Origin of the sequence: uncultured Pseudacidovorax sp. (genome assembly GCF_913773995.1) — a bacterium.
GTDB lineage: Bacteria > Pseudomonadota > Gammaproteobacteria > Burkholderiales > Burkholderiaceae_C > Xenophilus.
Genome location: NZ_CAJYES010000218.1, coordinates 38,861 through 48,796 on the forward strand (window position 1 = coordinate 38,861; position 9,936 = coordinate 48,796).

10 protein-coding genes are annotated in these 9,936 nt (G+C 69.4%); 8 read left to right on the forward strand and 2 right to left on the reverse strand.

Features of this window, described 5'->3' with window-relative positions:
* Positions 1-3 precede the first annotated feature (3 nt).
* Complete coding sequence (locus QZ772_RS20305) at positions 4-576, reverse strand: GNAT family protein (RefSeq protein WP_295530107.1); 573 nt, start codon at positions 574-576, stop codon at positions 4-6.
* 134 nt (positions 577-710) lie between these two features.
* Between QZ772_RS20305 and QZ772_RS20310 the strand changes: the two genes are divergently transcribed.
* Positions 711-1,451: an IclR family transcriptional regulator C-terminal domain-containing protein gene (locus QZ772_RS20310; RefSeq protein ID WP_295530110.1), complete on the forward strand. Its 741-nt coding sequence runs from the start codon at positions 711-713 to the stop codon at positions 1,449-1,451.
* Between the two features lie 35 nt (positions 1,452-1,486).
* On the opposite strand, the gene QZ772_RS20315 is transcribed toward QZ772_RS20310, so the two are convergent.
* Entirely contained in the window at positions 1,487-2,863 is a 1,377-nt protein-coding gene (locus QZ772_RS20315) for an aspartate aminotransferase family protein (RefSeq protein ID WP_295530113.1), read from the reverse strand.
* Between the two features lie 794 nt (positions 2,864-3,657).
* On the opposite strand from QZ772_RS20315, the gene QZ772_RS20320 reads away from it, so the two are divergent.
* The 7 genes from QZ772_RS20320 to QZ772_RS20350 form a co-directional block, all read left to right on the forward strand.
* The gene (locus tag QZ772_RS20320) at positions 3,658-4,437 is read left to right on the forward strand and encodes a GntR family transcriptional regulator (RefSeq protein WP_295530116.1); all 780 of its coding nucleotides are present in this window, start codon (positions 3,658-3,660) and stop codon (positions 4,435-4,437) included.
* A 24-nt stretch (positions 4,438-4,461) separates the two neighbouring features.
* Positions 4,462-5,676 (forward strand): ABC transporter substrate-binding protein, encoded by a 1,215-nt coding sequence (locus QZ772_RS20325; RefSeq protein WP_295530119.1) that lies wholly within the window; start codon positions 4,462-4,464, stop codon positions 5,674-5,676.
* A gap of 24 nt (positions 5,677-5,700) precedes the next feature.
* Entirely contained in the window at positions 5,701-6,573 is an 873-nt protein-coding gene (locus tag QZ772_RS20330) for a branched-chain amino acid ABC transporter permease (RefSeq protein WP_295530123.1), read from the forward strand.
* Positions 6,570-7,532 carry a branched-chain amino acid ABC transporter permease gene (locus QZ772_RS20335; protein WP_295530126.1) on the forward strand — a complete coding sequence of 321 codons (963 nt, stop codon included), beginning with the start codon at positions 6,570-6,572 and terminating at the stop codon, positions 7,530-7,532. Before QZ772_RS20330 ends, QZ772_RS20335 begins: the two co-directional genes overlap by 4 nt.
* A complete protein-coding gene (locus tag QZ772_RS20340) occupies positions 7,525-8,295 on the forward strand; it encodes an ABC transporter ATP-binding protein (RefSeq protein WP_295530129.1) in 771 nt (256 codons plus the stop codon). Before QZ772_RS20335 ends, QZ772_RS20340 begins: the two co-directional genes overlap by 8 nt.
* Entirely contained in the window at positions 8,292-9,056 is a 765-nt protein-coding gene (locus QZ772_RS20345) for an ABC transporter ATP-binding protein (RefSeq protein WP_295530132.1), read from the forward strand. Before QZ772_RS20340 ends, QZ772_RS20345 begins: the two co-directional genes overlap by 4 nt.
* Position 9,057: 1 nt before the next feature.
* A partial coding sequence (locus QZ772_RS20350; RefSeq protein ID WP_295530136.1) for an aconitase family protein occupies positions 9,058-9,936 on the forward strand: 879 nt, incomplete at its 3' end.

Consider the following 9,936-nt stretch of genomic DNA (forward strand, 5'->3'; position numbering starts at 1 on the left):
TGCTCAGGCCAGCGGCCCGCCGCGCCACTCCTTGCGCAGGATGGCGTATTGCAGCGTGTTCTCGTAGACCGGACGGCCCTGGCCGTCGGCGATGAACGAGATGAACTCCAGGAACAGCCCTTCCTCGCGCATGCCCAGCTTTTGGCACAGACGTCGCGAGGCGCGGTTGTGGTCCTCGACGTAGGCATAGAGCCGCCGCGCTCCGCGCGCAGCGAAGAGGTGGTCGAACAGCGCCGTCGCCGCCTCGACCGCGTAGCCCTGGCCGCCGAAGCGCGGGTTGAGGTTCCAGCCGACCGACCAGGTGTCGTCTTCCTGCATGGCGAACAGGTCGCCGATGAGCTGGCCCGTGGTCTTGAGGCAGACGGCTACGTGTTCGTCGTCCTCGGCGCCGCGCCGCGTGGCCTCGGCCCGCGCGGCGTCGAGGTCGGGCAGGGCCAGCGACAGGAAGCAGCGGGCGGTGGGCGCATGCAGGTAGTCGAAGAGCGGCTCGGCGTCGTCGGCGCGAAATCGGCGCAGCACGAGCCGGTCGGTGTCCAGGGGATGAAGAAGCGGGGCCTCGGCCCGGTGTTGTCGCATGCGAATGCCTCGATGGTTGGAAGGTGGCGATTGGAGCGGCCCGGCTGCAAAGGGTGCCCGACAATCCCGGGTTGCGGCCGCCCGGCGCGGCGCCCGACCGATCTCTTGTTTCACGACCGCTTTCCGACCCGACGATGAACAGCCTCCGTCGCATGCTCGATGTCCTCGACCTCTTCCGGCCCGACCAGCCGGTCATCGACGTCGAGATCATCTGCCAGCAGCTCGGCTACACCCCGGCCAGCGCCTACCGCTACCTGCGCGAATTGGGCGATGCCGGCCTGCTGGTACGGCTGCCGCGCGGCTATGCGCTGGGCCCGCGCATCATCGCGCTGGAGCACCAGATGACCGACTACGACCCGGTGCTGGTGCGCAGCCGCGACCTGGTCGAGAAGCTGGTGGCCGAGACCGGCCTGGACGCCATGATCAGCGAGTGGTACGGCGATGCGGTGGTCAACGTGCTGATCCGGCGTGGCCCCGACCCGGGCCCGGCGGGCGGTGGCCGCGGACGGCCCATCGACCTGTTCCACAGCGCGACCTCGCGCGTGGTGCTGGCCTACCTCCTGCCGCGGCAGATCCGCCGCATCTTCGATGCCCATGCCAGCACGCCCGAGGCGCAGGCGCAGGGCCTGGAATGGAAGGCCTTCTCCAAGGGTCTGCTCGCGATCCGCAAGCAGGGCTATTGCATCAGCGAAAGCGAACTGCACCCGGGTCGCACCGGCGTGGCCGCGCCCATCTTCGACGAGAAGCAGCGCGTGCTCGGCAGCATGACGCTGGTGGGCCGCAACGAGCGCTTCCGGGCTTTCCAGGAAAGCTACCTCTGCAACCTGGTGACCACGGCGGCCGCCGAACTCACGGCCCGCATCGCCCAGCAGTAGCGGCCGGGCGGCGCGGGCCGCGCGCTGCGGCGCGCTCAGAGCGAGGCGAGGGCGTCGCCGAACACGTCCAGCGCGCGGTGCAGCAGCGCCCGCGAGATGGTCAGCGAGGGCATCACCCGCATCACGTTGCCGTAGCGGCCGCAGGGCACCATCAGCACGCCGTGCGAGAGCACGTACTCCATGAGCTGGCCGATCTTCTCGGGCGGCAGCGGGGCCTTGGTGGCCCGGTCGGCCACCAGCTCGATGCCGATCATCAGGCCCTTGCCGCGCACCTCGCCCACCCAGGGGCTGCCGAGAGCGCGCACCCGGTCCTGCACCTCCTCGCCCAGCACCGCGGCGCGGTCCATGAGCCCCAGTTCCGGGTCGTGCAGGATCTCCAGGTTGGTCAGGGCCACGGCCGCGGACAGCGAGTTGGCCGCGAAGGTGTTGGGCACCGAACCATCGGGAATGCGCGCCGCCAGTTCGGTGCGCATGGCGATGCCGGCCATGGGCACGTCGCCGCCGATGCCCTTGCCGAAGGTCAGCATGTCGGGCTTCACGCCCGCATGCTCCACCGCCCACATGCGGCCCGTGCGGCCGGCGCCGCATTGCACCTCGTCGACGATCAGCAGGGTGCCGCTGCGGTCGCAGGCGGCGCGCAGCCGCTGCAGGAACTCGGGGGCGGGCGGCACATAGCCGCCTTCGCCCTGGACCGGCTCCACGATCACCGCAGCGACGTCGTCGGCGGCGGTGTAGGGCGTGTTCAGCAGGTAGTCCACATACTCGCCCGCGATCTGCTCGGCGGGCTTGTGCGTGGTGTCGAAGGGGAAGCGGTAGGCGTAAGGGTAGGGGGCATGGATCACGCCGCCCATGAAGGGACCGTAGCCCTTGCGGTAGGCGGTGCCGGTGGTCAGCGCGTTCGACGCGTGCCACACGCCGTGGTAGCCGCCATGGAAGGCGATGATCTGGTGGCGGCCCGTGACGCGCCGTGCAAACTTCACCGCCGCCTCCAGCGCATCGCTGCCGCTCTGTGCGAAGAAGGTGATGCAGTCGTTGCGCAGACCGTCGGGCATCAGCGCCGACAGCCGGGCGGCCAGCTCGGTGCGCCGGGTGCTGTTGACCTCCATGGCATGCATGAGATGCTGCGACTGCTCGCGGATGGCGGCCTGCACCTTGGGATGGCAGCGGCCCACGCTGCTGACGCCGACGCCGGCGGACAGGTCGACGAAGGTGTTGCCGTCCGGGTCCTTGAAGGTGGCGCCTAAGGCGCGGTCCATCACCACCGGCATGCGTCCGCCGCCGCGCGCCATGGATTCGGTGCGCGCCGACAGCGCCAGGGCCTCGGCGGCGCGCGGTCCGGGGAAGGGCCCCGCCACCATCTTCGGTGCGTCGGAGAAGTGCAGGGCTTCGAGAGCGGTTTCGATGTCGGTCACAACATACCTCGGGTGAGTCTCTGGACGATGGGAGGCAGGCACCCCTGTGCCTGGTGCCGTCATGGTTCCACCCTCGGTGGTCGAGCGTTAGCCCGAATCGGCATGGCGATTCGTCGAGCCGGCCTCTTCTGGGGCGCGCGGTGTTTCGCCCGCGCCGCGTCCGCCCGATCCCGCGCCATGGCCGCGCAATGCGCGAGAGGTGAGGAGATCCTTCGAGGGGCGGTGTCCGGCTGGCAGCGCGGGCTCATGCTGCTTATGCGCGTGCGCACTGGCGAAAAGGGGGCGGATTGACCACTGCGGGAGGGCGGCAAGACTGTCAGGCGAGGTCTGTGGCGTCATATGCCATGGAGGCGTCGGTACACACGGGCGCGCAGGCGTGTGAGGCGCGCATCGCGCGTGCAAGTGGATCTCCAAGGCAAGCACGCGCTGCCGTTCGCTCCCTGGCAACTGGGCAGGGCAGGTCGAGCCCTTATCGGCCAAGCGGACCGTGGCCCATCAGGCCAACGCCGCCGACTGCGCCTCGGTCTCTGAACGACCACGCCTTCGCGGCCGGCACGGGCAGGCTGAAGTCGCACAGCAACAGATGGGCTCTGCGGTTCGTCAGCGCCCAGCCGGCGCAGGGGACGGAGGCGAAGCGGACCCGGCGCGCAGCGGCAGGCATTCAGGCACGACTCCTGCATGCAGTCGCAATTGCCGGCGGTGACCAGGGCCCGAGCACGACGTGTACCAGGTCGATCTCCGCCTTGAAATGTCTTATTGACAGAACAATAAAACGGCTCCTACGATCTTTTTCCATGTCCTCGGCGCTGCCGCTTCCCAAGTACCACCGCATCTACCTCGTGCTCCGGCAGCAGCTGGAGGAGGGCGCCTTCGAGGCGGGGCTGCCGGGCGAGCATGCCTTGATGGAGCAGTTCGAGGTCTCCCGCGTCACGGTGCGCAAGGCGCTGGAGCGCCTGTCCGACGAGGGTTTGATCAAGCGTGAGCCCGGCCGCGGCACCCGGCCCACCACGGCCAATGCCTCCGTCGCCGCACCCGACCGCACGCCGCTCACCGGCCTGCTCGAGAACCTCGTCGCCATGGGCCTGAAGACCTCGGTGAAGGTGCTGGAGGTGGCGGGCATCACCGCCTCCGAATCGGTGGCGCAGGCACTGGCCATCCCGGTCGGGGCCGAGGTCCAGAAGGCGGTGCGGGTGCGCAGCACGCGTGAGGGGCCGCTGTCGCTGATCACCACCTACGTGCCCCAGGCGCTGGCGCAGGGCTTCGGCCGCCGCGAGCTGGCGCGCAAGCCCATCCTGCTGCTGCTGGAGGAGTCGGGCGTGCGCGTGGGCCGGGCCCACCAGAGCATCTCGGCCCGCCTGGCCGACGCCCACATGGCCGAGCACCTCGATGTGTCGGTGGGTACGGCGCTGCTGGCCGTGCGCCGCCTCATCTACGACGTGGACGACCGGCCCGTGCAGTGGCTGCACGGCCTGTACCGGCCCGACCGCTACGAGTACCAGATGGAGCTGTCCCGCGTTGGCGACATCGACGCCAAGGTGTGGGTCAGCAAGGACGCTTCCGCCCGCTTTTCCTGACATCGACCCACGAAGGAGTTCGCCGTGACCCAGCCCACCCGCAACCGTCGCCAGTTCATCGCCCAGTCGGCCGCCGCCGCCTCCGCGCTGGCCCTGCCGACCATCGGCGGCGCCCAGCCGCGCAGCATCAAGGTCGGCGTGCTGCACCCGGTCACCGGGGCGCTCGCCTATTCGGGCCAGCAGTGCCGGGCCGGCGCGCTCATGGCCATCGAGGACATCAACAAGGCCGGTGGCATCAAGTCGCTCGGCGGTGCGCGCATTGAGGCCCTGCTGGGCGATGCCCAGTCGCAGCCGCAGGCCGGCGCGGCCGAGGTGGAGAAGATGAACGAGGCCGGCGTGTCGGCCGTGGTCGGCGCCTTCGCCTCGGCCATCTGCCTGGCCACCACGCAGGCCGCCGCCAAGTACAGCCTGCCGCACATCGTGGACGTGGGCGTGGCCGACCAGATCGTCGAGCGCGGCCTGAAGAACACCTTCCGCTTCGGCCCCGGCTACAAGGCCGTGACCGACCTGGCGATGTCCAACCTGCACGTGCTCAACAGCGTGGCGGGCAAGCCGGCCAAGACCGTGATGATCATCCACGAGGAGTCGCTCTTCGGCACCGGCACGGCCAACCTGCTGTCGCGCGAACTGCCGGGCTATGGCTTCGAGGTGAAGGAAGTCATCAAGCACGCCAACCCCACGCGCGACTTCAACAACATTGTGCTGCGCATCAAGTCCGTCAACCCGGACATCGTGATCCCGGCCAATTACTACAACGAATACGCACTGCTGGTGCGCACCATGCAGCAGCAGCGCGTGGTGCCCAAGGCGATCTACTCGGTGCTGGGCGGCGCGGCGTCGAGCTACAAGTTCGTGCAGGAGTTTCCCGATGCCTCGCACGGCATCATCGACTGCAACCACTGGTTCAACCCCAAGGACGCGCGCGCCCAGGCGCTGAAGAAGCGGGCCGAGGCCCAGAAGCTCTTCTTCAGCTATGAGCTGTTCATGACCTACACCAGCATGATGCTGCTGGCCGATGCGCTGGAGCGGGCCAGGTCCAGCGAGCGCACGGCGCTGATCGACGCGCTGGAGAAGAGCACCTTCTCCGACCACTTCATGCCCTACGGTCCGACCAAGTTCGTCAATGGCCAGAACCAGGGCGGCCGCCCGCTGATGACGCAGGTCATCAACAAGGACATCAAGGTCATCATCCCGCGCGAATACCGCGAGGCCGAGCCCCTGTTCCCGCTCAAGGCCTGAACGGCACCACCAGGCTCTTTTTCCATGTTCGATCTGTCGATCGTGGTGCCGTCCGTGCTGAACGGACTCACCACCGGGGCGGTGTACGCCCTCATCGCCCTGGGGCTCACGCTGATCTACGGCGTGCTGCACATCATCAACTTCGCGCACGGCGCATCGCTGATGCTGGCGCTCTATGCCGTCTACTGGCTGCGCGCGCAGTTCGGCATCGACCCCTACCTGGCGCTGCCGCTGGTGGTGGCGGGCATGTTCGCGCTGGGCTACGCATTGCAGCGCGGCATCATCAACCGCGCCAGCCACGGCAAGGACGAGAACATCCTGCTGGTCACGCTGGGCCTGTCGATCGTGATGGAGAACCTGGCGCTGCTGTTCTTCCGCTCCGACACGCGCACCATCGACACGCCCTACACGCTGACGACGCTGCAGATCGGGCCGGCCTTCATCGCGCTGCCCAAGCTCATCGCCTTCGGCGGTGCGCTGGCCGGGGCGGCCGTGCTGCTGTGGATCGTCAAGGCCACCGACCTGGGCCGCGCGATCCGTGCCGTGGCCAAGGAGAAGCAGGGCGCGCGGCTCATGGGCATCGACGTCGACCATGTCTACGCGATGAGCTTCGGCATCGGCCTGGCCTGCCTGGGCGCGGCCGCCTGCTTCCTGCTGCCGGCCTACTACGTCAACCCGCAGGTGGGCGGCGGCTTCGTGCTGGTGGCCTTCACCATCGTGGTGCTGGGCGGCATGGGCAGCTTCGCCGGGGCATTGGTGGGCGGGCTGCTGATCGGCGTGGTCGAGTCGCTGGGCGGCCTCTTCCTGGGCGAGTCGCTGGGTCAGATCGGCATCTTCCTCATCTTCATCGCGGTGCTGCTGTTCCGTCCCCAGGGCCTCTTCGGAAGCAAGGCATGAAATCGGTTCTCTTCATCGTGGTGTTCGCCCTCGTGGTGGGCGCCATTCCGCTCGTCACCACCTCGGGGGTCTGGCTCAACTTCGTCATGATGGCGCTGTATGCCGGGCTGCTGGCGCAGGCCTGGAACATCCTGGGCGGCTTCGGCGGGCAGTTCTCCTTCGGCCATGCGCTGTTCTTCGGCTTCGGCGCCTATGTGCAGGCCATCGCGCAGCTGCAGTGGGGCCTCAACCCCTGGGTGGCGCTGGTGGCCGCGGCGGGCGTCGCCGCGCTGGTCGGCCTGGTGGTGGGGGCGCTGAGCTTCCGCTACGGCCTCAAGGGCTCTTACTTCGCGCTGGTCACGCTGGCCTTCGCGGAGGTGTGCCGCATCCTGGCGCTGTCGCTGCCCTTCACCGGAGCCGGCGTCGGCCTGATGGTGCCGCTGCGCGAATCGGTGGCCAACCTGCAGTTCGGCTCCCGGGCCGGCTACCTCTACGTGATCCTCGCCATGGTGGTGGCGGCCCTGCTGGTCAGTGCCTGGCTGCGCCACTCGCGCTTCGGCGCCTACCTGCAGGCCGTGCGCGACAACGAGGACGCGGCCCGCGCGGCCGGGGTCGACCCGCTGCGCGTCAAGCTCGGCGCCATCGTACTGTCGGGCGGCTTCATGGGCCTGGCAGGTGCCTTCTATGTGCAGGTGTTCCAGTACATCGACCCGGGCATCGCCTTCGGCTCCTCTGCGTCGGTGGAGGCGCTGGTGGCGGCCATCGTGGGCGGCATGGGCACGGTGTGGGGCCCGCTGCTGGGGGCCTTTGCGCTGCATGTGCTGGCCGACCTGACGCGCAACCTGTTCGGCGAGCTGCCGGGCATCAACATGGTCATCTATGGCTGCGTGCTGGTGCTGATCGTGATGTTCCTGCCGCGCGGCATCGCCGGCGTCGGGCAGAACGTGCGCCGGCTCTGGAAGGGAGGCCGCGGTGGTTGATCATCTGCTCGAAGTCGAAGGCGTCTCCAAGACCTTCGGTGGCCTGCGCGCCGTGCGCGAGGTGTCGCTGGCGGTGCCCGCGGGCTCGCTCACCGCGCTGATCGGCCCCAACGGTGCCGGCAAGACCACGCTGTTCTCGCTGATGTCGGGCTTCCAGCGTCCGGACACCGGCCGGGTGCGTCTGGGCGGTCGCGACATCACCGGCCAGGCGCCGCACCTCAATGCCCGCATGGGCATGGGCCGCACCTTCCAGATCGTGCAGCCCTTCGCGGCCCAGACCGTGCGCGAGAACATCGCGGTGGGTGCCCACCTGCACCATGCCAACCGGCGCGAGGCCCTGGCCGCCGCCACGGCCGTGGCCGAGCGCGTCGGCCTGGGGCCGCAGCTGGACAAGCCGGCTTCCGACCTCACCGTGGCCGGCCGCAAGCGGCTGGAGCTGGCGCGGGCCCTGGCCACGCGGCCGCGGCTGCTGCTGCTCGACGAAGTGCTGGCCGGCCTCAATCCGCAGGAGATCGCCGAGATGCTGCCCGTGGTGCGCGCCATCCGCGAGGAGGGCGTCACCGTCCTCATGATCGAGCATGTGATGCAGGCCGTGATGAACCTGGCCGAGCATGTGTGGGTGCTGGCCCAGGGCGAGCTGATCGCCGAGGGCCCGCCGCAGGCCGTCACCCGCGACCCGAAGGTGGTCGAGGCCTACCTGGGCCACGGCACGGCCGCCCGCCTGCAGCGCGGCATGACGGCGCAAGCGGAGGTGCAGGCATGAGTGCACAAGCGATCAATACGCAGGTCCTGCGCGACGCGGGCACGACCGCCGCGGAGACCCTGCTCGACGTGCGCGGCCTGCGCGGCGGCTATGGCCGCATCGAGGTGCTGCGTGGCGTGGACCTGCAGGTCGCCCGCGGCGAGATGGTGGCCCTGCTGGGCAGCAACGGCGCCGGCAAGACCACCTTCAACCACACGCTGTGCGGCCTGGTGAAGCCCTGGTCGGGCTCGGTGCGCTTCAACGGCGTGGAGCTGGGCGGCGCGCATTACCGCGAGGTGGTGCGTGCGGGCCTGATCCAGGTGCCCGAGGGCCGCAAGATCTTCCCCAACCTGAGCGTGATGGAGAACCTGGAGCTGGGCTCCTTCACCCGCGCCCGGGCGCGCCGCGCGCAGAACCTGGAGAAGGTGTTCGGCATCTTCCCGCGGCTCAAGGAGCGCACCGCCCAGTTGGCCGGCACCATGAGCGGTGGCGAGCAGCAGATGCTGGCCATCGGCCGCGGCCTGATGGCCGAGCCCGAGCTGCTGATCCTGGACGAGCCCTCGCTCGGCCTGTCGCCGCTGCTGGTGGAGGAGATGTTCGCCCTCATCGGCCGCCTGCGCGGCGAGGGCCTGGCCATCCTGCTGGTGGAGCAGAACGTGGGCCAGGCGCTGGAGATGGCCGACCGCGCCTACGTGATCGAGAACGGCAGCATGCGCTTCTCGGGTCGTCCGGAAGAGTTGCTGAACTCCGACGCCCTGCGCCGCGCCTACCTGGGGGTCTGACATGAGTACCCCCCAGACCCTGGCGCAGAAGCTCATCGCGCAAGCCGCGGGCGTGCCCACCGTGCGCGAAGGCGAGATCGTCAACTGCCGCGTGGACCTGGCCATGTTCCACGACTCCTCCGGCCCGCGGCGGCTCAAGCCCATGCTGGAGGAGCTGGGCGCGCGCATCTGGGATCCGTCGCGCGTGGTGCTGGTGATGGACCACTTCGTGCCCGAGGCCGACGACGACGCGCGGCGCATCGTGCGCATCGCGCGCGACTGGGCGGCCGAGCAGGGCCTGCCGCATGTGCACGACAGCCAGGGCATCTGCCATGTGGTGCTGCCGCAGAAGGGGCACCTGCGCCCCGGCCTGTTCTGCGTCGGCGGCGATTCCCATTCGCCCACCGGCGGCGCCTTCGGCAGCTACATGTTCGGCATCGGCAGCACCGAGATGCTGGGCGTGGTGGTCACGGGCGAGATCTGGGTCAAGGTGCCGCGCACGCTGCGCATGCGCTGGCAGGGCCGCCTGGCCGACTGCGTGTGCGCCAAGGACATGATGCTGCACATGATCGGCCGCCTGGGCATGAACGGTGGCGACTACCAGGCGGTGGAGTTCGCGGGCGACACGGTGCGCGGCCTGTCCATGGCCGAGCGCATGACGCTGTCCAACCTCAGTGCCGAACTTGGCGCGCAGGCCGGCCTGGTGGCGCCCGATGCCACCACAGCCGCCTGGCTGCGCGAGGTCGGCGTGACGGTGAGCGACGAGGAACTCGCCCGCTGGCAGACCGACGAAGGCGCCGCCTGCATCGACCACGACTTCGACGCGACCGAGCTGGTGCCCATGGTGGCCTTGCCCCACAGCCCGCAGAACGGCCGCACGGTGGATGCCGTGGCCGACGAG

Bases quoted from the DNA above. Each gene is read 5' to 3' on its own strand.
- QZ772_RS20305 (WP_295530107.1), bottom strand. From the start codon at position 576: ATGCGACAACACCGGGCCGAGGCCCCGCTTCTTCATCCCCTGGACACC.
- QZ772_RS20310 (WP_295530110.1), top strand. From the start codon at position 711: ATGAACAGCCTCCGTCGCATGCTCGATGTCCTCGACCTCTTCCGGCCC.
- QZ772_RS20320 (WP_295530116.1), top strand. From the start codon at position 3,658: ATGTCCTCGGCGCTGCCGCTTCCCAAGTACCACCGCATCTACCTCGTG.
- QZ772_RS20330 (WP_295530123.1), top strand. From the start codon at position 5,701: ATGTTCGATCTGTCGATCGTGGTGCCGTCCGTGCTGAACGGACTCACC.
- QZ772_RS20335 (WP_295530126.1), top strand. From the start codon at position 6,570: ATGAAATCGGTTCTCTTCATCGTGGTGTTCGCCCTCGTGGTGGGCGCC.
- QZ772_RS20345 (WP_295530132.1), top strand. From the start codon at position 8,292: ATGAGTGCACAAGCGATCAATACGCAGGTCCTGCGCGACGCGGGCACG.